General features: G+C 49.1%; 24 protein-coding genes. 21 read left to right on the top strand and 3 right to left on the bottom strand.

Features of this window, described 5'->3' with window-relative positions; genetic code table 11:
* Positions 1-11 precede the first annotated feature (11 nt).
* The 9 genes from def to AB432_RS19245 all read left to right on the top strand — a co-directional run bounded on the left by def (position 12) and on the right by AB432_RS19245 (position 9226).
* Complete coding sequence (def, locus tag AB432_RS19285) at positions 12-488, top strand: peptide deformylase (RefSeq protein WP_048033657.1); 477 nt, start codon at positions 12-14, stop codon at positions 486-488.
* A gap of 4 nt (positions 489-492) precedes the next feature.
* Entirely contained in the window at positions 493-1443 is a 951-nt protein-coding gene (gene fmt / locus AB432_RS19280; protein WP_048033656.1) for a methionyl-tRNA formyltransferase, read from the top strand.
* Positions 1444-1446: 3 nt separating this feature from the next.
* Positions 1447-2793 carry a 16S rRNA (cytosine(967)-C(5))-methyltransferase RsmB gene (rsmB, locus tag AB432_RS19275; RefSeq protein WP_048033655.1) on the top strand — a complete coding sequence of 449 codons (1347 nt, stop codon included), beginning with the start codon at positions 1447-1449 and terminating at the stop codon, positions 2791-2793.
* 211 nt (positions 2794-3004) lie between these two features.
* Entirely contained in the window at positions 3005-4075 is a 1071-nt protein-coding gene (gene rlmN, locus AB432_RS19270; protein ID WP_048033654.1) for a dual-specificity RNA methyltransferase RlmN, read from the top strand.
* A gap of 4 nt (positions 4076-4079) precedes the next feature.
* A complete protein-coding gene (locus AB432_RS19265) occupies positions 4080-4835 on the top strand; it encodes a Stp1/IreP family PP2C-type Ser/Thr phosphatase (protein ID WP_048033653.1) in 756 nt (251 codons plus the stop codon).
* 5 nt (positions 4836-4840) lie between these two features.
* On the top strand, positions 4841-6823 hold the full coding sequence (gene pknB, locus AB432_RS19260; protein ID WP_048033652.1) for a Stk1 family PASTA domain-containing Ser/Thr kinase: 1983 nt from the start codon (positions 4841-4843) through the stop codon (positions 6821-6823).
* 18 nt (positions 6824-6841) lie between these two features.
* Complete coding sequence (gene rsgA, locus AB432_RS19255) at positions 6842-7732, top strand: ribosome small subunit-dependent GTPase A (RefSeq protein ID WP_048033651.1); 891 nt, start codon at positions 6842-6844, stop codon at positions 7730-7732.
* Positions 7726-8376: a ribulose-phosphate 3-epimerase gene (gene rpe, locus AB432_RS19250; protein ID WP_048033650.1), complete on the top strand. Its 651-nt coding sequence runs from the start codon at positions 7726-7728 to the stop codon at positions 8374-8376. Before rsgA ends, rpe begins: the two co-directional genes overlap by 7 nt.
* A gap of 385 nt (positions 8377-8761) precedes the next feature.
* Complete coding sequence (locus tag AB432_RS19245) at positions 8762-9226, top strand: protease complex subunit PrcB family protein (protein WP_048033649.1); 465 nt, start codon at positions 8762-8764, stop codon at positions 9224-9226.
* A gap of 80 nt (positions 9227-9306) precedes the next feature.
* Here AB432_RS19245 and AB432_RS19240 read toward each other — a convergent pair whose 3' ends face one another.
* Both AB432_RS19240 and AB432_RS19235 read right to left on the bottom strand, forming a co-directional pair.
* The gene (locus AB432_RS19240; RefSeq protein WP_048033648.1) at positions 9307-9729 is read right to left on the bottom strand and encodes an RDD family protein; all 423 of its coding nucleotides are present in this window, start codon (positions 9727-9729) and stop codon (positions 9307-9309) included.
* Positions 9730-9856: 127 nt separating this feature from the next.
* Positions 9857-10990, bottom strand: a complete 1134-nt coding sequence (locus tag AB432_RS19235) for a M20 family metallopeptidase (RefSeq protein ID WP_048033647.1) — start codon at positions 10988-10990, stop codon at positions 9857-9859.
* Positions 10991-11233: 243 nt separating this feature from the next.
* Here AB432_RS19235 and AB432_RS19230 point away from each other — a divergent pair, with 243 nt between their 5' ends.
* The 6 genes from AB432_RS19230 (at position 11234) to spoVM (ending at position 14629) form a co-directional block, all read left to right on the top strand.
* Entirely contained in the window at positions 11234-12040 is an 807-nt protein-coding gene (locus AB432_RS19230; RefSeq protein WP_048033646.1) for a transporter substrate-binding domain-containing protein, read from the top strand.
* Between the two features lie 53 nt (positions 12041-12093).
* Positions 12094-12753, top strand: coding sequence for an amino acid ABC transporter permease (locus tag AB432_RS19225; RefSeq protein ID WP_048035888.1), 660 nt, complete (start codon positions 12094-12096; stop codon positions 12751-12753).
* Positions 12746-13468, top strand: coding sequence for an amino acid ABC transporter ATP-binding protein (locus AB432_RS19220; protein ID WP_048033645.1), 723 nt, complete (start codon positions 12746-12748; stop codon positions 13466-13468). Before AB432_RS19225 ends, AB432_RS19220 begins: the two co-directional genes overlap by 8 nt.
* Before the next feature lie 128 nt (positions 13469-13596).
* Positions 13597-14157, top strand: coding sequence for an energy-coupled thiamine transporter ThiT (gene thiT / locus AB432_RS19215; RefSeq protein ID WP_048033644.1), 561 nt, complete (start codon positions 13597-13599; stop codon positions 14155-14157).
* 191 nt (positions 14158-14348) lie between these two features.
* Positions 14349-14522, top strand: a complete 174-nt coding sequence (locus AB432_RS30840; RefSeq protein ID WP_007728365.1) for a hypothetical protein — start codon at positions 14349-14351, stop codon at positions 14520-14522.
* Between the two features lie 23 nt (positions 14523-14545).
* Positions 14546-14629, top strand: coding sequence for a stage V sporulation protein SpoVM (gene spoVM / locus AB432_RS19210; protein WP_005831022.1), 84 nt, complete (start codon positions 14546-14548; stop codon positions 14627-14629).
* A gap of 98 nt (positions 14630-14727) precedes the next feature.
* Here spoVM and rpmB read toward each other — a convergent pair whose 3' ends face one another.
* Entirely contained in the window at positions 14728-14916 is a 189-nt protein-coding gene (gene rpmB / locus AB432_RS19205; protein ID WP_005831020.1) for a 50S ribosomal protein L28, read from the bottom strand.
* A gap of 248 nt (positions 14917-15164) precedes the next feature.
* Here rpmB and AB432_RS19200 point away from each other — a divergent pair, with 248 nt between their 5' ends.
* From AB432_RS19200 to recG, 6 genes are all read left to right on the top strand, one after another.
* Positions 15165-15530, top strand: a complete 366-nt coding sequence (locus AB432_RS19200; protein WP_007728362.1) for an Asp23/Gls24 family envelope stress response protein — start codon at positions 15165-15167, stop codon at positions 15528-15530.
* A gap of 13 nt (positions 15531-15543) precedes the next feature.
* Complete coding sequence (locus AB432_RS19195) at positions 15544-17250, top strand: DAK2 domain-containing protein (RefSeq protein WP_048033643.1); 1707 nt, start codon at positions 15544-15546, stop codon at positions 17248-17250.
* A gap of 47 nt (positions 17251-17297) precedes the next feature.
* Positions 17298-18155, top strand: coding sequence for a DegV family protein (locus AB432_RS19190; protein WP_048033642.1), 858 nt, complete (start codon positions 17298-17300; stop codon positions 18153-18155).
* A 278-nt stretch (positions 18156-18433) separates the two neighbouring features.
* A complete protein-coding gene (gene sdaAB, locus AB432_RS19185; RefSeq protein WP_048033641.1) occupies positions 18434-19099 on the top strand; it encodes an L-serine ammonia-lyase, iron-sulfur-dependent subunit beta in 666 nt (221 codons plus the stop codon).
* Between the two features lie 38 nt (positions 19100-19137).
* Positions 19138-20022, top strand: coding sequence for an L-serine ammonia-lyase, iron-sulfur-dependent, subunit alpha (sdaAA, locus tag AB432_RS19180; RefSeq protein ID WP_007728344.1), 885 nt, complete (start codon positions 19138-19140; stop codon positions 20020-20022).
* Between the two features lies 1 nt (position 20023).
* Positions 20024-22078, top strand: coding sequence for an ATP-dependent DNA helicase RecG (recG, locus tag AB432_RS19175; protein ID WP_048033640.1), 2055 nt, complete (start codon positions 20024-20026; stop codon positions 22076-22078).
* Positions 22079-22137 lie beyond the last annotated feature (59 nt).

The raw sequence follows: 22137 nt of genomic DNA, 5'->3' as shown, positions 1-22137 counted from the left end.
ATATGAAACACATGGCGATTCGCACAATTGTAAAACATCCAGATCCGATTTTGCGTGAAAAGGCAATGGTCGTAAGCAAATTTAATTCCAACTTGCACAAGCTGCTTGATGATATGGCAGATACGATGTACGATGCAGACGGTGTAGGCTTGGCTGCTCCACAAGTGGGCATCTCCAAGCGTGTCATCGTGATGGATTGCGGTGATGGACTGATTGAAATGATCAATCCGGAAATCGTTGAGCATGAAGGGGAGCAATTCGATTATCCAGAAGGCTGCCTGAGCATTCCTGGTCTGCAAGGAGACGTTCGTCGCCACAAGTGGATCAAGCTGCGCGGTCATGATCGTAACGGGAATGTGATTGAGCTCGAGGCAGACGACCTGTTGTCCCGTTGCGCTCAACACGAGATCGATCATTTGAATGGTGTCCTCTTTATCGATGTAGCTGACAAGGTGTACAAAGTAAACCCGAACCAGGAAGGGGAATAACCATTTGAAAGATGCTCGCATCCTGTTTATGGGTACGCCTGACTTTGCTGTATCGAGTCTAACGGCTGTACTCGAAGCAGGCTACAACGTGATTGGAGTCGTAACACAACCCGATCGTCCCGTTGGACGCAAGCAAGTATTAACGCCGCCCCCCGTGAAGGAGGCGGCTTTGCGTCATGGACTTTTGGTATTGCAACCGGAAAAAATCAAGGCAGAGGAAGCGCTTGAAGAAGTGTTGGCGCTCGAGCCTGATCTGATTATTACCGCGGCGTATGGGCAGATTTTGCCTAAAAAGCTGCTCGATGCACCGAAATATGGCTGCATCAATGTGCACGCCTCACTTTTGCCGAAATATCGCGGGGGTGCCCCGATACATAAATCGATTGTTGAGGGAGAAGCGGAAACAGGCGTAACCATCATGTACATGGTGGAAGCTCTCGATGCAGGGGATATGCTGTCCAAAGTAGTCGTGCCGATTGAAGAGCGTGATACCGTAGGGACCTTGCATGACAAATTGGCTGCGGCAGGCTCTGAGCTGTTGATTGCTACTGTCCCGCCCCTGTTGGCTGGTGAGCTCGTAGCAGAGCAACAGGATCATTCGGCAGCGACTTTTGCCCCGAATATCAAGCGTACAGACGAAAAAATTGACTGGAGCCGTTCTGCGGAACAGATTTATAACCAAGTCCGCGGCCTGAATCCGTGGCCGGTCGCATTTACTACATGCGAAGGCAAGATTTGGAAGCTGTGGTGGGTAGAAAAAATGTCTATGTCCGGCGAAGGCAAAGAGCCGGGAACGATCATCGCACGCGAGGAAGACGGTATCGTTGTTGCTTGCGGTAGTGGTGCAGTGAAAATAACCGAATTGCAGCCAGAAGGCAAAAAACGTATGAGTGCACTCGACTTTTTGCGTGGAGCGGGCAGCAGCATTGAAATCGGCACGAAGGTAGGAGAATAGTCCGTGGCAAAAAAGGGAGCTCGCGATATCGCCCTCGATGTTTTGAACAGGGTAGAAGAACATAAGTCCTACAGCAATCTTGAGCTGCGCAATGTCCTGGATCGGGAAAATCTCAGTGCAGCAGATGCAGGGCTGGTGACAGAGCTTGTGTACGGTACCATTCAGCGCAAGATGACGCTGGATCATGTCCTTTCCCATTTTGTCGGGAATAAAAAGGTCCAGACCTGGGTCCGTAACTTATTGCGCCTCAGCTTGTATCAAATTCGCTTTTTGGACCGTATTCCTGAGCGCGCTGCCGTACACCAGGCGGTTGAAATCGCCAAGAAACGCGGTCACCAAGGGATTGCTTCGATGGTCAACGGTGTTTTGCGCAATGTGTTGCGCCAGCCGGATGTGTGGGAGCGTCAGCCAAAAGGCGACCGTGCCTTGCAAATCGCCGTTGCCTATTCTCATCCAGAATGGCTTGTGCGTCAGTGGCTTGAGGTATATGGAGAAGAGACGACGGTTGCAATTTGCGAAGCCAACAATAGAACCCCGCATAGCTCTGTCCGAGTCAATGCATGGAAAACGACGAAGGATCAAGTGCTGGACAAGCTGGCGGAAGAAGGGCTGGAAGGCCAAGCGTCGTCTGTCAGTCCTCATGCTATTCTGATGGAGGGCGGACATGCAGCAGGCTCACGCTTGTTCAAGGAAGGCTACTTCACGATTCAGGATGAGAGCTCTATGCTCGTAGCACCAGCTCTTGCTGCCCAACCAGGCATGCGCGTACTGGATGCTTGCGCGGCGCCAGGTGGAAAAACAACGCATATAGCGGAAATGATGGAAAACCGCGGGCAAATCATCGCGAGTGACGTGCATCCGCACAAACGCGATCTGATTGCGAGTGCAGCGAAAAGACTCGGGATTACGATCATCGAGCCAATCGTAAGTGATGCGCTTGACCTACCAGAAAAAGCACTAGGAACTTTCGACCGAATTCTGCTCGATGCGCCATGTACCGGATTTGGCGTGATTCGTCGCAAGCCTGATCTGAAATGGAACAAAACACCTGGAGATGTCCGTGCGATTGCTCAGCTACAGTACGAACTGCTCAAGACATTGGCACCGATGCTTGCTCAGGGTGGTGTGATGGTTTACAGCACATGTACGATTGAGCCAACAGAAAACCAGGAGATTGTTCGCCGCTTTGTCGAAGAACACCCTGACTTCGTATTTGATGATACACTGGCACAAGACCTGCCTGAGGCTGTTAGAGGGCATGTCGATGAAACCGGAGCCTGCGTACAAATTTTGCCTCACCATTTCGAGAGTGATGGATTCTTTATCGCGCGATTGAAACGAAGAGGATAAGGAAACGGACATACTAACAAGGGGTGGCGCACCAACAGGTGGAAAATGCCACTCCTTTGCCTTTGTTTGCGAGCGCGCGTATTGGTTTACACTAGGAAAAGCGACGCATTTATGAATATGGATGTCAAAACCGTTTGAAGCGAGACGCCCCACGAGGTACAATGATAGAATGGATTTAGGCAAGCAATGATTTTGAGGATGTGGAGATAGAATGCCATTAACGACATTTACTGGCGCAAAGCCGCTTATTTACAGTTTGACACAAGATGAAATGAAGGAATGGCTGGTTAGTGCCGGCGATAAAGCATTTCGTGCGCAACAAATTTTTGACTGGCTATATGTAAAGCGCGTCACTTCTTTTGACGAGATGAGCAATTTGTCCAAGGAGCTGCGCGAAAAGCTGGCTGATACGTTCCGCATGGAGCCACTCAAGGAAATCACGCATCAGGAGTCGCAGGATGGAACGATCAAGTTTTTGTTCCAGCTTGTCGATGGACATGCGATTGAGACAGTAATTATGCGTCATAACTACGGAAACAGCATCTGTGTTACGACACAGGTGGGCTGCCGTATCGGATGTACGTTTTGTGCCTCTACATTAGGTGGACTAAAACGTAACCTGGATGCAGGTGAAATCGTCTCTCAAGTATTGACGGCACAACGCAGATTGGATGCGGAAGGTGAGCGTGTCAGTCACGTTGTCGTCATGGGGATCGGGGAGCCTTTCGAGAACTTCGAGAGCTTGATGGCGTTCTTGTCCGTAATCAACGATAACCGTGGTTTGAATATCGGTGCTCGTCACATTACGGTTTCCACCAGTGGAATTGTGCCGAAGATTTATGAGTTTGCTGAACGTGGCGGACAAGTGAACCTGGCGATTTCCCTGCACGCTCCAAACACAGAGCTGAGAAGCCAGTTGATGCCGATTAACCGCGGCTTCCCGCTCGCTAAGCTGATGGAGGCATGCCACCATTACATTAACAAGACAGGGCGCCGCATCAGTTTTGAGTACGGTCTGTTCGGTGGGAAAAACGATCAGCCCGAACATGCAGAGGAGCTGGCCGAACTTATTGGCGACATGCTTTGCCACGTGAATCTGATCCCGGTGAACTACGTACCAGAGCGTGATTATGTGCGCACGCCACGCAATGAGATTTTTCAGTTCAAACGCATTTTAGAGGAAAAAGGAATCAATGTGACCATCAGACGTGAGCAAGGCAGTGATATTGCTGCTGCTTGCGGACAATTGAGGGCACAACACGCTAAAGAAACCGTGGGGTGATGCCATGGAAATCGCGATGAAATCCCATGTTGGCCGCGTTCGTCAGGTTAACGAGGACTATTATGCCTGTGTGACCGATTTAAACGGACGCGTGCTCGCCATTGTAGCAGATGGTATGGGTGGCCATCAGGCTGGTGATATCGCCAGTCGCCTTGCTGTTGAGCGAATAGTAAAAGAACTGCGTCACCTAGATGGGGACCTCGAAGCAGAGGATGTGCGTGAGCAATTGATGAACGCTATCCTGCTGGCGAATAAAGAAGTCTATGAATATGCGGTTGAACATCCGGAGTGCAGTGGCATGGGCACAACCGTGGTTGCGGCCTTGTTCGATCAATCCACTGTGATTACCGCGCATATTGGCGACAGCCGTCTGTATTTTTACAACCAAGACGGACTGGTCATGAAAACAGAAGACCATTCCCTTGTCAATGAGCTGTTGAAGAGTGGACAGATTACAGCCGAGGAGGCGTCTGTCCATCCTCATCGCAACGTTATTATGCGTTCGCTCGGGACTGAACCGGATGTGCTTATTGATCTTGGGCAGTTTGAATGGTCAGAGGGTGATATCGTCTTGATTTGCTCAGATGGATTGAGCAACAAGGTCAGTCATCCTTCCATAGAAGAAAGCTTGCAGAAACAGATATCGTTACAAGCGAAGGTGGACGGTTTGGTGCAGGAAGCACTGGATGCCGGTGGGGAAGATAACATAACGCTGGTTGCCGTACGAAATACGCTTGTTGCCGGTCAGGAAGAGGGGTGAGAGAGATGGAAGGTCAACGACTGGGAGGACGATACCAAATAGAATCCCGCGTCGGTGGGGGCGGTATGGCCATTGTATACAAGGCCAAAGATTTAATTTTGAATCGTCCAGTGGCAGTCAAAGTGCTGCGTTCACAGTTTGGTACGGACGAAGATTTCGTCAATCGTTTCCGACGTGAAGCGCAGGCGGTGGCGAGCTTATCTCACCCCAATGTGGTTGGGGTGTATGATGTCGGTCAGGAAGGCGATACCCATTACATGGTGATGGAGTACATAGAAGGCTATACGTTGAAAGAGGTCATTATTCAACGTGGTGCGCTGCCGGTAGAAGAGGCAGTGCGGATCGCCGAGCAAATTTGCGATGCACTCGATCATGCGCATCAAAACCAGATCATTCATCGAGATATCAAGCCGCATAACATTATGATTGGAAAAAATGGTCGGGTGAAGGTTACGGACTTCGGGATTGCGCGAGCCGTTACTTCAGCTACGATTACGCATACGAATGCGATGCTTGGCTCTGTCCATTATTTTTCGCCAGAGCAGGCGCGCGGCGGGATTACCGGGGAAAAATCCGATATTTACTCGCTGGGGATCGTCTTGTATGAAATGGTGACAGGTGAACTGCCGTTTTCCGGTGATTCGCCTATATCAGTGGCACTTAAGCATTTGCAGGAGCCGCTTCCAGAGCCGCGCCAAGTCAATCCGGCGATTCCACAGAGTGTGGAAAATGTCATTTTGAAGGCGCTGGTAAAGGACCCGTTTCTCAGATACGCATCCGCGAGTGAAATGCTAGAAGATTTGGAGACCTGCCTGTTCCCGGAGCGATTAAACGAAGAAAAGCTGACGTTCCCGGTGGATGAAGAGATGACGCGTGTGGTGCCGATCATCACACCTGACATGCTCAAAGACCATACCAATGGCAAAACCGGAGGAGCGGGGCGTGGTCGCTATGAGCAGCGTACGGAAGAAGAGGACGCCAAACCAGCCAAGAAACAATGGTGGGTCAAAGCCCTATTATGGGTAGGTGGAATCGGACTGTTTTTCGTACTGGCATTCTTCGGATTTAACTTACTGTTGAATCTGTTTCCTTCCGTTCCTGAGGCACAGGTACCTCATGTAGAAGGGATCGAAGTGACGCTGGCTGAGAAAAAGATTCAGGATGCCAAACTTGTTGCCCGTATCGTCGAAGAAGCCAATGATACGATAGAAAAGGGAATGGTGATACGCCAGGACCCTGCACCTCCCATGCGGTTAAAGGAAAATTCCGTTGTGACCTTGTATGTAAGCAAAGGACAACAAGAGATCAATATGCCAAATCTGGTTACGTTGCCGCGAGCAACAGCAGAGGAAGCATTGAAAAGCAATGGTTTTAAACTGGAGAATGTCACTTTCGTAGAGGAAGCGGACGACAAGGCAGAGGTAGGAACGGTTATCAAGCAGTCTCCAGCCGCAAATGAAAAGGTGTTCCCGACCAAAACAAATGTGACGGTCACGATTAGTAAAGGAAAAGCCTTTGTGAAAATGCCGGATGTCCGGAATAAATCAGTAGAGGCTGCACAAGTAGAATTGTTCAAAAAAGGGCTGTCTGTCGGGGAAATCAAGGAAGTGCCTACTTATACCACGGACAAACCAGGCATTGTTCTGAGCACTCACCCATACGATCCGGGAATGGATGTGCAACAGGGAGTTTCGGTTCCGCTTGAGGTCAGCAATGGCCAATTCCCGCAGGACGCCAAGACCGGGAATTCGCCTGTCTATGTAGATGTGATGCCGGGTGATACGTTGGAAGTGCAAATTGAAGTAACGGATGCCAGCGGTACGAAGGTTGTACTGACTGAGACTGTTTCTGAAAGCAAAGAATACAATGTGCCATACGTAGTGTCGCCTCAAAAAGATGCGTTGATCAGGCTGTTGGTCAAAGGGCCGAACATGAACAACTTTATGGAGGCACAAAAGTATTCGATTTCCTATAGCAGCTTGCCATAGTGTAGTGGAGGGACATGAATGCCAGAAGGACGGATTGTGAAAGCGCTGAGCGGTTTCTATTATGTAGCCGACGAAGGGCGAATCTACAGTTGCCGTGCACGAGGGCTCTTCAAGAAAAAAGATGCAAAAGTAAATCCGCTGGTTGGGGATTGGGTCGTCTACGATGCGATCAATGAGGAAGAAGGCTATATCATGGAGGTGGGCGAACGGACGAATGAGTTGGTTCGTCCGCCCATTTCCAATGTGGATCAGGCGGTACTTGTCTTTTCGATGTACAAGCCGATGTTCAGTCCGTTGCTGTTGGACAAGTTCCTGACGCACACGGAGCATGCAGGGATTGATTCTGTGATTGTGCTATCCAAAGCCGATCAAGTGTCGGAAGAAGAGGTAGCCGAAATCGTGGAGAAATATGAAGCGGTCGGGTACCGCGTGATTCCGACCTCAACAGCGGATGAACGCGGTGTGGAGGACGTGCGTGAGATTTTGCGGGACCGCATATCCGTTTTTGCAGGTCAGTCAGGTGTAGGCAAATCCTCTCTGATCAACATGCTATTTCCGGGTGTCAGTCTGCAAACAGGAGATGTCAGCCAAAAGCTCGGACGAGGAAAGCATACAACACGTCATGTCGAGCTGATTCCGCTTGCGGGCGGCGGCTATGTGGCAGATACACCGGGCTTCAGTTCACTGGAATTCATCGATTTCTCCGAGCTTGATCTGGCGGAATCCTTCCGGGACTTTGCCGATCGCAGCTCGGAATGCAAATTCCGTGGTTGTCTTCACGTAAGCGAGCCAGCTTGTGCCGTGCAGGCCGCACTGGAGGCTGGTGAGATTAGTGAACAGCGCTATGAACACTACAAACAATTCCGCGAAGAGCTAAAAGAATACCAACGGAGGAACAAACCATGGTAAAAATCGCACCTTCTATCCTATCTGCTGATTTTGCCCGTCTGGGTGAAGAAATTCTCGATGTCGAGAAGGGAGGAGCAGACTGGATTCACGTGGATGTGATGGATGGACACTTCGTTCCAAACATTACGATCGGCCCTCTGATTGTAGAGGCGATTCGCCCAGTGACCAAGCTGCCTCTCGATGTACACTTGATGATTGAGGAACCAGATCGCTACATTCCGCAATTCGCGAAAAGTGGAGCAGACTGGATTACGGTTCATCAGGAAGCATGCCGTCATCTCCATCGCACGCTGTACTTGATCAAAGAGCAAGGTGTAAAAGCGGGAGTGGTATTGAACCCGGCTACACCGATTTCCACGATCGAGCCAGTCCTCGCTGATTTGGATATGGTTCTCCTCATGACAGTGAACCCTGGTTTTGGTGGACAAAAATTTATTCACAGCGTTCTGCCAAAGGTTGCCCAGTTGCGTCAAATGCTGAACGAGCGTGGCTTGGGGCATGTGGAAATCGAAATCGATGGCGGTGTCAATGCACAAACAGCACGATTGTGCGAGGAAGCAGGAGCGACTGTCCTCGTTGCAGGCAGCGCGGTATTCAATCAGGCAGATCGCGGTCAAGCGATCGCTGCGATTCGTGGACAGTAAGAATAATACGTAGCTGTAAGCTGACGACGATAGGCAATCTCGGCGTCAGCTTTTTTGTGCTTTCTCCCGCTTATGTAGTTTGTAATCATCTGAATATTGTAACTAATTATGTGATAAATCAATTAATAATAAAAATAAAAGTATAATTATAGTTCATACTACAAATAGAATAAAATTGAATTATTCTTATTCTAAAAAGGTATATTGGCAGTATATGGTAAAGGTTGATTAACAAAAATAAAACATTTTGGAAAATATTGCTTTTTAATAAATATAATGATTAAATCAAATTATCCAGATAGTGGTAAAAAATCCTGTCTGAGAGATACTGGCCAGTATCAAGAAATGTTTCACGCCCTTTAAAAAAATCAGGAGTTGATCATGTATGAAATCGTTATGGAAAAACAGTGTAGCGGTTCTCACCATTCTCTCCATTCTGCCATTTTCACAAACTGGCGTGCACGCTGAACAAAAACATTCGGGGCCGATCACGACTTCCCAAGTAGACGTGCAAACGAAAAAATTGTCTATCGTAAAAGAAGGTACATTGACAGCGTCTGAACGTGAATTCGTAGGAAAAGTAAAATCGAAGAAGGGTGTACATCGTCAAGGCGACCTGTATGTGGTCTCCCGTGGTGAAATGCCTACCTCTGGCTATAGCTTGAAGGTTGTTGGAACTCAGCAAGGATGGGAAATGCTCACGGTTTATGTAGAGTTGACAAATCCAGCTCCAGAAGAGATTACATTGCCAGCGGTGCACACACCTTATATCATTGTGCGTGCAAGCCTGCCGCCGTATACAACCATGGTGTTTATGGATGCAAAAACAGATAAGGTGTTGTTCCGATAAACTGCTTGATGGGTAAAAATGAAAAAAGGCCGGATGATTATATCCGGTCTTTTTTAGTCTGGATATGCTGTTTTGGTAAATTAAGGTTGATTCGATGTTACATACGTGCCGGCGATCAAATCATGGATCGAGCGTTTATCCTGACGAACAGCAACCATGATGGCGCTGACGATTATACCAAGACCGAGTGTAATGACGTACACGATCCCTCCGACCAGGTTGCGTAACAGCATGGTTCCGATTCCCACAGGCTCTTCATCGATTCGGGCGATGCGAATCCCTGCAATTCTTTTGCCTACTGTATAGCCATGCCAAAATACGGGCACGAGGAGGCTGTACAGTGAGGAGATGATATTGGTAACAAGATTGTCTTCGGTAGTGCCTGTAATGATATAGGTGAGCAGTAGTAGCGGTAGTCCGATAATGATTGCATCTAGCAGACCGGCACCGAGCCGACGCCAAAATCCTACGGGATTGCTTGGCGATGTGGTGATTGATTCCATGTTTTCCCTCTCCTTGTTATTCGAATAGGAATATATATGACTGCCCATTCGAAAATAGTGCAGATAAGGCTCCGTCGCTAATAGACGGAGCCTTATTTTTCCATAAAATTATACACCTGTAAATTTATTATGACAAGGTTAAAAACATCCGAAGCATTACGGCAATCCTGCCAGGAATGGCGTCAATGACGATATGCTCGTGGGAAGCGTGGGCTCCATCACCGACAGGTCCCAAACCGTCCAGTGTTGGTGTTCCTGCATCAGCGGCGAAGTTCCCATCGCTTGTTCCGCCGACACCTTGCTCCGTCAATTCAAAACCTTCCAGACGCGCTTGTTCCTTCGCATGCAAGAACAGTTGCTCGGTACCCGCCGTTCGTTCCATGGGGGGCTTGGTGATCCCGCCTTCTAGGGACAGCTTGGCTTCCGGATGGACAGCGGTTAACTGACTCATCAATTGGGTAATACGCTCCCTTTCCTCGCGGCTTTGGACACGCACATCGATTTCTGTCATGGCAAAGTCAGGCACGACGTTCGATGCACTTCCGCCTGTAATCGTACCGACAGACAAGGTTGTGCCCACTTCATAATTCGTAAATGATTGAATAGCGAGGACGTGGTGAGCCAGCTCAGCGATCGCATTGATCCCCTTGGCGTGATCATTGCCTGCATGTGCAGCGCGGCCTGTTACTTTTAAAATGAAGTCTCCGCCACCTTTGCGGCTTGTTTTCAAAGAGCCATCTCCAGCGGCAGGCTCCAGTACCAATGCATATTTACTTCTTTTTGCTTCCTCTCTAATGAGCATTTCCGAGGAAACACTGCCAATCTCTTCGTCGGTGTTCCAAAAAAAGACGAGCTTATTTTTGGGCGAAAGATTATGTTCCATCATGGCGCGCAGGGCAAAATAGCTAAAAACGATTCCTGCTTTCATGTCGTATGTACCAGGCCCATAGAGTCGTCCATCTTCCTCGCGACAAGGCTCGACGGCTAATGTTCCAATGTCTTTTACAGTATCGAAGTGACCGAGAATGAGGATCTGCTCGTCGCCATCTCCATACTCCATTCGAAGCTGATTTCCGTATTGCTCTTGTGGCAAGCTCTCCACCCGACACCCCAATTGGCGAAAGCGTTCAGCAATCAGGCTGCCCAATCGATCAACAGCTTGCTTGTTGTGGGTGGGTGTTTCCATCTCTACATATGTACGCAGTTCCTCGATAATTTCTGGGAGCTGCTGCCGAAAATAGGACGTCCAGTTTTTCTCCATGTCAGCCTCCTGTAATTCCTTTTACTAGCACTATAAAGCCTTGTTTGCTTTTCTGCCACTAAAATAAAAATTTGTGTATAAAATTCTGTATATTCCGTATTTAAAATGTAGGTAAAAAATGATTGAAATTGTTCAGATTATGAGTAAAATAATCATTGTGATGCATAAATATAAGTTTTCATGCAAATTAATGCTACGAATAGACTGCTTTATGCGTAAAACTCATAACAACGGGGGTTCATCATGAAGAAAACAAAATCATTTATTTCCTTGGCTCTTACTTCCATGCTTGCGGCAGTTATGATCGCTGGATGCGGTACAGGCAATCAAACGGCAACAGGACAAGCACCTGCGCCTTCTGCTGGCGACAAGAAAACATTGGTTATGGCTACTTCTGCTGACTATAAGCCGTATGAATATCACGACCTGAGCAGCGGAAAAGATGAGATTGTCGGCTTTGACATTGATATCGCGAAATACATTGCAAAAGAGCTTGGCTACGAACTGCAAATTAATGACATGAACTTTGACGGACTTATTCCCGCACTGCAAACGAATCGCGCGGACTTCGTTATGGCTGGTATGACAGCAACACCTGAGCGCGAGAAGAACGCTGATTTCTCCACCATCTATTACGATGCGAAAAATACGATCGTAGCAAAGAAAGACAGCAATCTGACCAAGCCTGAGCAATTGGCGGGTAAAAAAGTGGCGGTACAGCTCGGTTCTATTCAGGAAGGGGCAGCAAAGGAGCTTGCAAAGACTGTTTCCGGCTTGCAGATCACTTCGCTGAACAAGCTGCCTGAGATTGTCGAAGAAGTAAAAGCGGGCCGTGTAGATGCTGCTATTATTGAGGACACGGTAGCGAAAGGCTTCGTGGCAAACAATGACTCCCTGCAATTCACTACAATGGAAGAAAATGAAAAGAATGGCTCCGCTGTTGCGTTCCCAAAAGGATCGCCGCACGTAGAGAAATTTAATGAAGTCATTAAAAAGATGCAAGAAAACGGAGAAATGGACAAGCTGATTCAAAAATGGTTCGGTCAATAATCTCTCCAGGCAACGAAGAATAACTGTATAAGCAGCAAGAGGGGAGAATGGGCATGAATTTGGATTTTGCACAAATCGTGCCCTATATTCCTTTCATATTGGAAGGGATAAAGGGCACGTTACTTGTTACCTTAATTTCGGTTGTATTGGGATTTTTCTGGGGCTCCATCCTCGCACTCATTAAAATTTCGAATGTGAAATTGCTAAACTGGCTCGCGGTTGCTTACACGTCTGTTTTTCGCGGGACACCTTTGATTTTGCAGCTAACCTTTGTTTATTTTGCAACGCCACAGCTTACTGGTTACAACATTTCACAACTGGAAGCAGCTGTACTGACGTTTACACTAAACTCAGGTGCATACATTTCTGAGACGATTCGCGGTGGAATTTTGGCGGTTGATAAAGGGCAGTGGGAAGCGGCCAAAGCGCTTGGTGTACCTTATCATCGGATGATGCTCGACATTATTTTGCCGCAGGCTGTCAAAAATATCTTGCCTGCTCTTGTCAATGAAACGATTGCACTTTTGAAGGAATCCGCCCTCGTTTCCACGATTGGTCTTGCAGATATCATGCAGAACGCGAATGTGGTCAAAGGCACCATCTTCCGCTATTTTGAGCCATACATGATCGCCGGTATCCTGTACTATGTCATGGTTATGATCCTGACTTGGGTAGCTCGCGTACTGGAACGGAGGATGAGACTCAGTGATTAAGATCGATAACATTACGAAGTCATTTGGACAACTGAATGTGCTGAAGGGTATCACCACGAATATTGGAAAAGGGGAGGTTGTCGCCATCATCGGTCCATCTGGATCGGGGAAGTCAACACTATTGCGTTGCATCAACCTGATGGAGACGCCGACGACGGGTACAATTACGATCAACGGACAGGAAATCACGGCTCCAAAGGCTGACGTGATGGGCATCCGTCAGCAAATCGGGATGGTTTTCCAGCATTTTCACTTGTTTCCGCATATGACGGTATTGAAAAACTTGACCTATGCCCCCATGAAAGTAAAAGGCATGTCTGCGGCTGAAGCGGAACAAAAGGCGAAAGAGCTATTGGCGCGCGTAGGGCTGGCAGACAAAGCGGATGTCTTTCCATCACGTTTGTCGGGCGGTCAGAAGCAGCGTGTAGCCATTGCCCGTTCGCTTGTGATGGAGCCAAAAATCATGCTGTTTGACGAGCCGACCTCTGCCCTCGACCCAGAGATGGTCAAGGAGGTTTTGGAGGTTATGAAGGGGCTGGCTGATAGCGGAATGACTATGGCAATCGTCACGCATGAGATGCGCTTTGCCGAAGAGGTGTCAGACCGTATTTTGTTCCTCGATGATGGTCGTCTCTTGGAGGATACGCCACCGGAAGAGTTTTTCCAAAAGCCAAGAAGTGAACGTGCCCAGCAGTTTTTGGAGAAGGTTCGGTAATACAACTAGCCGCAGTGCCGATGAGGCAGCGGCTTTTTTCTTTGACACGAGCATAGACTTGGGCTAGAATCAGAAACATTATCGGTGTAAAAAAATTTTTATTTATTCTATTTTGAGGAGTGACTATTTTGGATCGTCAACGGTTGGTCATTTTGTTGGAAATGGCGATGATGGCGGCTCTTGCAATTGTGTTTAGTCAGATCAAGGTTTTCGATATGCCACAGGGCGGCTCTGTATCGCTGGTGATGGTGCCAATCGCGTTGATCGCTGTTCGCCGTGGACTCGCTGCTGGTGTCATTACAGGACTTGTTGTTGGATTTCTTCAATTGCTCTTGGGCAGTACAGTTGTCCATCCGGTTCAGTTGTTGCTGGATTATCCGCTTGCTTTTGGTGCGCTGGGTCTCGCTGGGCTTGTTCGCCTGTCTGGCTATGAAGGAACGAAGCAACGAATCATCGTACTGTGGAGCGGCTTGTTTATCGGCGTGATTGGACGATTTGTCTGCCATTTTCTATCGGGTGTTATTTGGTTTGGCAGCTACGCGCCAGAAGGTGTACCAGTCTGGCAATATTCCCTCATTTATAACATCACGTATTTGCTGCCAGAAATGATTATCGCGGGAGTCGTCTTGACAGTTGTACTTAGTAGCGCATCGCAGTTGCTGTTCCCCGCACGCGATCGAGTCGCATAAGAAACAGGAAAAAATCGGTATCAAGTACAAACTATCCACATAATGTAATCAGGCAGCGAGTTCCGTTGCCTGATTTTTTACTTCTTAAGACATCTACTTTTTTCATGTGGCAGGATACATGTTTATCCGACAGCAGAATATGATGTAATATGCACGTTTTTGAGAACACCTAAAGGAGGTGCTTACGCGAAATGGGATTGCGCTCCTATCGCCTGCGACAGGGGGGCGCCTTGCGACGTGTTCTCGGGGTTGCGTTGGCTGTCGGGGGAATCACCATTTTCCTGTATTGGGCACCTCCGTGGGTTTGGTATAGCCTATTGGCATTAGCACTCATAGGGGCCGGCGTGTATTTGTATCGTGTGTAGTAATTTCGGTGAGGAGGGGTAGCATGCGGTTTTACACCATCAAGTTGCCGAAGTTCCTGGGTGGCATGATTCGGGGCATCATCGAGGCGTTCAACAAGAAAAAGTGAAGCTTCGGCCCCGAGCCTCCTTTGGGAGAAGAGTGGAGAACCGGGAGAAATGCAAAAAAGCACCTCGAGGGTGCTTTTTTTCGCATAGTTGAGATCAACTATACGCGAGTTACGAGACCGGATTTCAGTGCTCGAGTACTTACATAAACGCGCTTCGGTTTTCCATTTACGAGAATGCGCACTTTTTGTACGTTGACACCCCAGGTGCGGCGAGTTGCGCGCATGGAGTGGGAGCGAGCGTTTCCAGCTTTAGCAGATTTACCTGTTACAAAGCAACGACGTGCCATTACGATCCACCTCCCTTGTTACATCTAAACGGGATTTCCTTTGTGGGAAATACAAATACTCGACTATATTAGCACAACATTGCTGTCAATTGCAATACTTGACAAGATGATTTACCCAGTCTTTCTCATAGGGTTGATAGGATCGACAAAACGCTTCATTTCTCTTTTGTGTTAGTGTAGAATTGTAAGGAAGCATGGTTACGCTTACCTATGACGGTCAAGCTGTTTAACAGAGGAGGAGTCCTTGCATGACAGTGGAAATGAATACATCGCTAGGAAAGATCGATGTTACAGAAGACGTGATCGCACGGATCGCTGGCGGCGCGGCCATGGAAGTTTTTGGACTTGTGGGCATGGCTTCTCGCAAAGCGTTGAAAGATGGAATCGCTGAACTGTTAGGAAGAGACAACCTGAGCAAAGGTGTCGTCGTTCATAACACAAATGGCGAAGTAGTATTGGACATGCACATTATCGTCAGCTATGGCGTGAAAATTTCCGAGGTGGCAGGCAACGTACAACGCCGTGTTCGATATACCTTGGAGCAAACGGTAGGCATTGATGTGACTGCTGTTAATATTTTTGTGCAGGGAGTTCGTACAGACAGGGATATGTAAGGAGGAACATCAGTTGGTACATACGCGTCTAGATGGCGTGCTGTTTAGCCGGATGGTTTACCTGGGGGCGAACCTTTTATCCGACAACGTCAGAGTAGTGGATGGATTAAACGTCTTTCCTGTGCCGGATGGCGATACGGGGACAAACATGAATTTGACTTTCTCTTCCGGTGTGGAGGAGCTGACTCGAAAAGAATCCCCCCGAATCACTGAATCGGCAGCTGCTTTGGCAAAAGGTCTGTTAATGGGCGCGCGCGGTAACTCCGGCGTGATTTTGTCCCAGTTATTCCGCGGCTTCAGCAAATCAGTCAATGGAAAAGATGAGGTTAACGCCCGTCAGTTTGCCGATGCCTTGAAAGCTGGTGTTGACTCTGCGTATCAGGCAGTGATGAAGCCGGTAGAAGGCACGATTTTGACTGTTGCCCGTGAAGCGGCGGAGATGGCTGTGCGTGCAGCGCGCACGTCAGATGATATTATCTCTGTCATGGAAAAAACATACGAGCAGGCGCAAGCTACGCTGTTGCGTACGCCGGAAATGCTGCCTGTTCTAAAAGAAGTGGGCGTAGTCGACTCAGGTGGACAAGGTCTCTTGTTTATTTATGAAGGGTTTTTGCGAGCATTGCGCGGGGAAGAGCTATCCGCTGATCGTGAGCGTTCGATACCTAAAATGGGTCAGGAAGAGCTGGACAAGCTCATTTCTGAGCAGCATCATGCTCAAATCCACATGAAAACAGAAGACATCACGTACGGGTACTGTACGGAATTTATGGTTCATGTCGCGCATAGCACCGAGCCGAACAAAAAGCCCTTCTCAGAAGCGCTGTTCCGCAGCCATCTGGATACGATGGGCGATTCACTACTGGTCGTGTCTGATGATGAAGTCATCAAGGTACATATTCATGCAGAGCATCCGGGAAGCGTACTGCAATACGCTCAGCAATTCGGCAGCCTGCATCGACTGAAGATAGAAAACATGCGCGAGCAGCATGCGAACATCTTAAAAGCGGAAGAGAACAAAGGACAGGCGAAGCCAGAAACAGCCGCTCAGCCTGCTACAGAACTGCTTCCATACGGATTGATCGCGGTAGCTGCTGGTGGGGGAATCGCTACGATTCTGCGCAGCATGGGTGTGCATGTAGTAGTAGAGGGCGGCCAAACGATGAATCCGAGCACAGAGGACTTCATGAAGGCCATCGAAGGACTGAATGCCCAGCACATCATCATCCTGCCAAACAACAGCAATATCATCATGGCAGCACAGCAGGCATCCGAGCTTGCTGAGGTTCCTGTAACTGTCGTACCGACGAAGAGCATTCCGCAGGGATTGGCAGCACTGGTCAGCTTCCGTGCAGATGTTGAACCGGAAGCGAACGCCCAAGCGATGACCAAGGCGATTGCCCAAGTGAAAACAGGTATGGTGACGCACGCGGTTCGCGACACGCAAATGGGTGAGGTACAAATCAAAGAAGGCGATTTTATCGGCATGGCTGAGAAAGAAATCGTCACAGCAGGTCCCGACTTGCTAGCTTGCGCAACGACGCTACTCTTGGGAATGGTGGATGAAGACTCCGAAATCGTGACGATATTCTTAGGAGAAGATGCGACGGAAGATCAGGCTCATGCTTTAGAAAAAGCTTTGTCCGATGCATACCCGGATGTGGAAGTTGAGATCCAGGCAGGCGGTCAACCGTTGTATCCATTTATTTTTTCTGTCGAGTAAAAGCCAACTTTTTGAATACGAACAAATAGGGAGAGGAGCGATCGAGAATGCCAATTGTGATTCTTACCGACAGCGCGTCCGATATCGATGCGTCTGTGAGGCAGTCATTGGGGATCGTGGCCGTCCCGTTGAAAATCATGTTTGGGGCGGAAACGTATGTGGACGCAGTCACTATCTCGTCTTCAGAGTTTTTCGAGAAGCTGAAGCAATCGAGCGTGATGCCGACAACCTCGCAGCCGTCTCCGCTTGAATTTGCCGAAGCGTACAAAGCGATCTATGAGAAATATGGCAAGGACGTGCAAATCATTGCCATACTCTTATCGGGTTCCTTATCGGGTACGTATCAATCAGCGATGATCGCCAAGTCGATGTTGGATGAAAATATCGACATTACGGTGATCGATTCCCGCAAAGCTTCGTTTGTTCATGGAATGATCTGCGTGGAGGCTGCAAAAGCCGCACAAGCAGGCAAGAACAAGGAGCAGATTCTGGATCAGATTGATCGTTATTTGGATGAGGTGCAGGTATACTTTATTGTGGATACGCTGGAGTTCCTGCAAAAAGGCGGTCGGATCGGCAAAGCATCTGCTGTCATCGGTTCGCTCTTGAATATCAAGCCGATTTTGACACTGGATACCGCTGGGTACGTGTCTGCTTTTGACAAGGTACGTGGGACGAAGAAGGCTCTTAATCGCGTATTTGAAGCTTTGCAGGAATACGCGCAAGGGAACCCGGTGAAAATCGCTGTGCTGCACAGCAGTGTTCCAGATCAAGCGGCTGAGCTCTTGGAGCGACTCAAGCAAGAGTTTACGGTAACGGACTCTTGGTTGGAACAGATTGGTCCCGTGATCGGTACACATACAGGTCCAGGGCTACTTGGGATTGTCATGGTAAAAGATAAGTAAGGCATATGTGGTATGGAGAGGAGCTTCCCTGAGGACAGGGGGCTTCTTTTTTATACAGGGGTTTTGGTGATTATCGGCGTCGAGCAACGATAAAGAAGAGTTACGCCCCTCTTCTGCTCAGAGGGAGTTTTTTCATTTAGCCTGATTTGACCGCATGTTGTCTGCGTAAATCGGTTATGATTGCTTTACGTACAGTTTCCTCTGTAGCGCTTTCACAGGCTGTAGGATACAATGAGAGTGAATCTTGTTGAACCCCTTGTGATTCAGGAGGAGAACCGGTGAAGTACAAAAGCGTATTTGATATTATCGGTCCAATCATGGTTGGGCCATCTAGCTCCCATACGGCTGGTGCAGCTCGTATCGGTCGTGTGGCTCGCAAGCTGTTTGGCAGAATGCCTTTGCGAGCAGAAATTGTTTTTTACGGCTCATTTGCAAAAACGTATCAAGGACATGGCTCTGATGTGGCGACTGTTGCAGGAATCCTTGACTTTGACACGTCAGATTTGCGTCTGAAAAATTCGCTGGTGATTGCAGAAAAAGCGGGCATGGAAGTGGAGTTATCTACTTCTGAGGTTTTGACAGAGCACCCGAACACGGCGCGGATCAAGCTGTCTGATGATGAGCGTCAGATTGAAATCGTTGGTGTTTCCATTGGTGGCGGGAAGATCGAAGTGTTGGAAGTGAACGGGTTTTCCTTTCAGTTGGGCTTCGATACACCGACACTCTTGGTCTTGCATGAGGATCGCTTTGGGATGATTGCGGCTGTGGCAAAGGTACTGACCCAGCACAACATTAATGTGGGGCTCATGGAAGTGTCTCGACATACACGCGGTTCGCGTGCTTTGATGGCAATTGAAACGGATTCGACGATCTCGCAGGAAGTGCTGGAGGAAATTCGTCAAATCCCCCATATCTTTGACGTATCCCTGCTCGCATTGAACTAAGCAAAAGGACGAGCAGGATTAGAGGAGTGAACAACCAGATGTTTCGTAATGTGGCTGAACTAGTAGAGTTGGCCGAATCCCAGGGGAAGAAAATCTCCGAGGTGATGATTGAAGCAGAAATGGAAGTTTCCCAGCGCAGTCGGGATGCCATTATGCAAGATATGTACGCCAACCTCGATGTGATGGAAAAAGCAGTGCGTCGCGGACTTACCGAAGATATTCGCTCGCATAGCGGGTTGACGGGCGGCGATGCGAAGAAGCTGCAAACATATATGGAGACCAAGACGTTTTTGTCTGGTCCCACCCTTTTGAATGCCGTCTCGATGTCCGTGGCGGTTAACGAAGTAAACGCAGCGATGGGTACGATTGTCGCAACGCCGACAGCAGGAGCATGCGGTATTGTACCAGGGACGCTGTTTGCCGTATCTGACAAGCTGCAGCCGACCCGTGAGGAAATGGTCAATTATTTGTTTACGGCAGGCGCTATCGGATATTGCATTGCCAATAACGCATTCATTTCGGGTGCTGCGGGTGGTTGCCAGGCAGAGGTGGGCTCTGCAACGGCCATGGCTGCTGCGGCGATTGTAGAAATGGCTGGCGGTACGCCTGAGGAATCTGCCCAAGCAGTAGCGATCGCGTTGAAAAATATGCTCGGTCTGGTCTGTGACCCCGTAGCCGGACTGGTTGAAGTACCATGTGTCAAACGAAATGCGATGGGAGCAGCGATTGCGACGGTAGCCGCAGATATGGCGATGGCAGGCATCAAGAGTGTAATCCCGACAGATGAAGTCATCGAGGCCATGTACCGAATCGGCTGCGCCATGCCGACTACGCTGAAGGAAACCGCACAGGGTGGTCTTGCTGCCACGCAAACGGGCCGCATGATCGAAGCCAAAGTGTTCGGTGTACGGATGGAGAAGTAAGATGGCTGGTGCATATCAATCGTCCGTCTCCCTTTTGCACGGGGTAGGGGAAGAGCGGGCGAAGGCATTTGCAGGACTGGGAATCAACAGCATTGGTGATTTGCTGGAGTATTTCCCGTCTCGCTATGAAGATTACCGTGTGCGCGATTTGACAGAAGTAAAAGACGGAGAGAGGGTCACGCTGGCAGGTACGGTGTACGGCGAACCCTCTGTTCGTTTTTATGGAAAAAGAAAATCACGACTGTCGGTCAAGGTTGTCATGGATCGTGTCGTGGTGACGGCTGTCTGGTTCAATCAGACGTTTGTCAAAAGCAGGCTGTCGCCCGGCAAGGAAATACTCGTTACAGGAAAATGGGACAAGCACAAACTACAGATTACTGTGAGTGAAATGACAGAAGTAGACTCCGAACGTGCGACAAAACGAGGCGAGCTCGCCCCTGTCTATCCACTTGGCGGCGATGTGACGCATACACTGCTGCGCAAAACCATTCAACAGGCGTTGCGTCAGTACGGCAAGGAGATTCCTGAGATCCTTCCTGCGGATATTGTGGAGCGCTACCGACTGATGCCGCGGATGCATGCTTTTCATTCGATTCATTTTCCGGAAAATGCAGAAGATGGTCGTCAAGCGCGGCGACGGATTATGTTCGAGGAGCTTTTCTTATTCCAGTTGAAAATGCAAACACTGCGCAAGATTAACCGACAGCAAACGGAAGGCGTTGCTTTGGCGATCCCGATGGAAGATGTACGGGAATTTGTCAAAGGGTTGCCGTTCCCGCTGACAGAAGCGCAGAAACGAGTGGTAAAAGAAATATTGGACGACATGCGGGCCCCTCATGCGATGAATCGGCTGCTGCAAGGGGACGTAGGCTCGGGGAAAACCGTTGTAGCTGCCATCGCGCTGATTGCTGCGGTGAAAGCAGGCTATCAGGGAGCGCTGATGGTACCGACGGAGATTCTCGCCGAGCAGCATGTGCAGTCGTTGACGAAGCTCTTGTCCGATTATGGCATTCAGGTCGCGCTCTTGTCAGGCTCCCTGACGGCGAAACGTAGACGCGAAGTCATTGGCTCTCTGCAAATGGGGTTAATTGATGTCGTGGTCGGTACCCATGCGCTCATTCAAGAGGATGTCTTTTTCTCACGGCTTGGTCTCGTGATTACGGACGAGCAGCACCGATTCGGTGTGGAGCAGCGGCGAATTTTACGGAATAAAGGCTTGTCGCCTGATGTCTTGTTTATGACTGCAACGCCAATTCCGAGAACACTGGCCATTACGGCATTTGGCGACATGGACGTCTCGACGATTGATCAAATGCCTGCGGGGCGCAAACCAATTGAGACGACATGGAAAAAGCATGATCAGTTTCCGGCTGTGTTGGAGCAAATGCGGGATGAGCTGCGCAAAGGACGGCAGGCCTACGTGATTTGCCCGCTCATTGAGGAGTCGGAAAAGCTCGATGTGCAAAATGCGATAGATGTACATGCTCAGCTCACACACATTTTCCCTGAATTCGGCGTAGGTTTGATGCATGGGCGATTGCCAGCGAAGGAAAAGGATGCAGTCATGCAAGCCTTTCTCGCGGCAGAGCACGCTGTTCTGGTCAGTACAACGGTCGTAGAGGTCGGTGTGAATGTGCCGAATGCTACCTATATGGTCATTTATGATGCGGAGCGGTTTGGCCTTGCTCAGCTTCACCAATTGCGTGGGCGGGTAGGTCGTGGCTCTGAACAGTCGTATTGTGTGTTGATCGCCGATCCGAAATCAGAGATCGGAAAAGAGCGGATGCGTGTCATGTGCGAGACGACGGATGGATTTGAGCTGTCGCAGCGCGATTTAGAATTGCGCGGACCGGGTGATTTTTTCGGGACAAAGCAAAGCGGCTTGCCGGAGTTTAAAGTCGCTGATCTATTAAGTGATTATAAAGCGCTGGAGGTAGCGAGACAGGAGACTGTCAAGCTGGTAGCAGAGGACTCCTTCTGGCGCGACGAAAAGTATCACTGGCTGCGTGACTATTTGAAGAATGAGGGCGTGCTGGAAGGTGTCGTCTTCGATTAGGAAATGAAGGAAGGCCTTCCCACTTCAAGCGTGTGGGGAGGCTTTTTCTTTTGTGGGGT

This window comes from Brevibacillus brevis (assembly GCF_001039275.2).
Classification (GTDB): Bacteria; Bacillota; Bacilli; order Brevibacillales; family Brevibacillaceae; genus Brevibacillus; species Brevibacillus brevis_C.
Note: the sequence above shows the minus strand (reverse complement) of the source record. Positions and strands in the feature narration are given on the sequence as shown.

What these genes read in the sequence shown, in the direction of transcription:
- def (WP_048033657.1), top strand. Translation starts at nt 12, where the DNA reads ATGGCGATTCGCACAATTGTAAAACATCCAGATCCGATTTTGCGTGAA.
- rlmN (WP_048033654.1), top strand. Translation starts at nt 3,005, where the DNA reads ATGCCATTAACGACATTTACTGGCGCAAAGCCGCTTATTTACAGTTTG.
- AB432_RS19265 (WP_048033653.1), top strand. Translation starts at nt 4,080, where the DNA reads ATGGAAATCGCGATGAAATCCCATGTTGGCCGCGTTCGTCAGGTTAAC.
- pknB (WP_048033652.1), top strand. Translation starts at nt 4,841, where the DNA reads ATGGAAGGTCAACGACTGGGAGGACGATACCAAATAGAATCCCGCGTC.
- rsgA (WP_048033651.1), top strand. Translation starts at nt 6,842, where the DNA reads ATGCCAGAAGGACGGATTGTGAAAGCGCTGAGCGGTTTCTATTATGTA.
- rpe (WP_048033650.1), top strand. Translation starts at nt 7,726, where the DNA reads ATGGTAAAAATCGCACCTTCTATCCTATCTGCTGATTTTGCCCGTCTG.
- AB432_RS19245 (WP_048033649.1), top strand. Translation starts at nt 8,762, where the DNA reads ATGAAATCGTTATGGAAAAACAGTGTAGCGGTTCTCACCATTCTCTCC.
- AB432_RS19240 (WP_048033648.1), bottom strand. Translation starts at nt 9,729, where the DNA reads ATGGAATCAATCACCACATCGCCAAGCAATCCCGTAGGATTTTGGCGT.
- AB432_RS19235 (WP_048033647.1), bottom strand. Translation starts at nt 10,990, where the DNA reads ATGGAGAAAAACTGGACGTCCTATTTTCGGCAGCAGCTCCCAGAAATT.
- AB432_RS19230 (WP_048033646.1), top strand. Translation starts at nt 11,234, where the DNA reads ATGAAGAAAACAAAATCATTTATTTCCTTGGCTCTTACTTCCATGCTT.
- AB432_RS19225 (WP_048035888.1), top strand. Translation starts at nt 12,094, where the DNA reads ATGAATTTGGATTTTGCACAAATCGTGCCCTATATTCCTTTCATATTG.
- AB432_RS30840 (WP_007728365.1), top strand. Translation starts at nt 14,349, where the DNA reads ATGGGATTGCGCTCCTATCGCCTGCGACAGGGGGGCGCCTTGCGACGT.
- spoVM (WP_005831022.1), top strand. Translation starts at nt 14,546, where the DNA reads ATGCGGTTTTACACCATCAAGTTGCCGAAGTTCCTGGGTGGCATGATT.
- rpmB (WP_005831020.1), bottom strand. Translation starts at nt 14,916, where the DNA reads ATGGCACGTCGTTGCTTTGTAACAGGTAAATCTGCTAAAGCTGGAAAC.
- AB432_RS19200 (WP_007728362.1), top strand. Translation starts at nt 15,165, where the DNA reads ATGACAGTGGAAATGAATACATCGCTAGGAAAGATCGATGTTACAGAA.
- AB432_RS19190 (WP_048033642.1), top strand. Translation starts at nt 17,298, where the DNA reads ATGCCAATTGTGATTCTTACCGACAGCGCGTCCGATATCGATGCGTCT.
- sdaAA (WP_007728344.1), top strand. Translation starts at nt 19,138, where the DNA reads ATGTTTCGTAATGTGGCTGAACTAGTAGAGTTGGCCGAATCCCAGGGG.
- recG (WP_048033640.1), top strand. Translation starts at nt 20,024, where the DNA reads ATGGCTGGTGCATATCAATCGTCCGTCTCCCTTTTGCACGGGGTAGGG.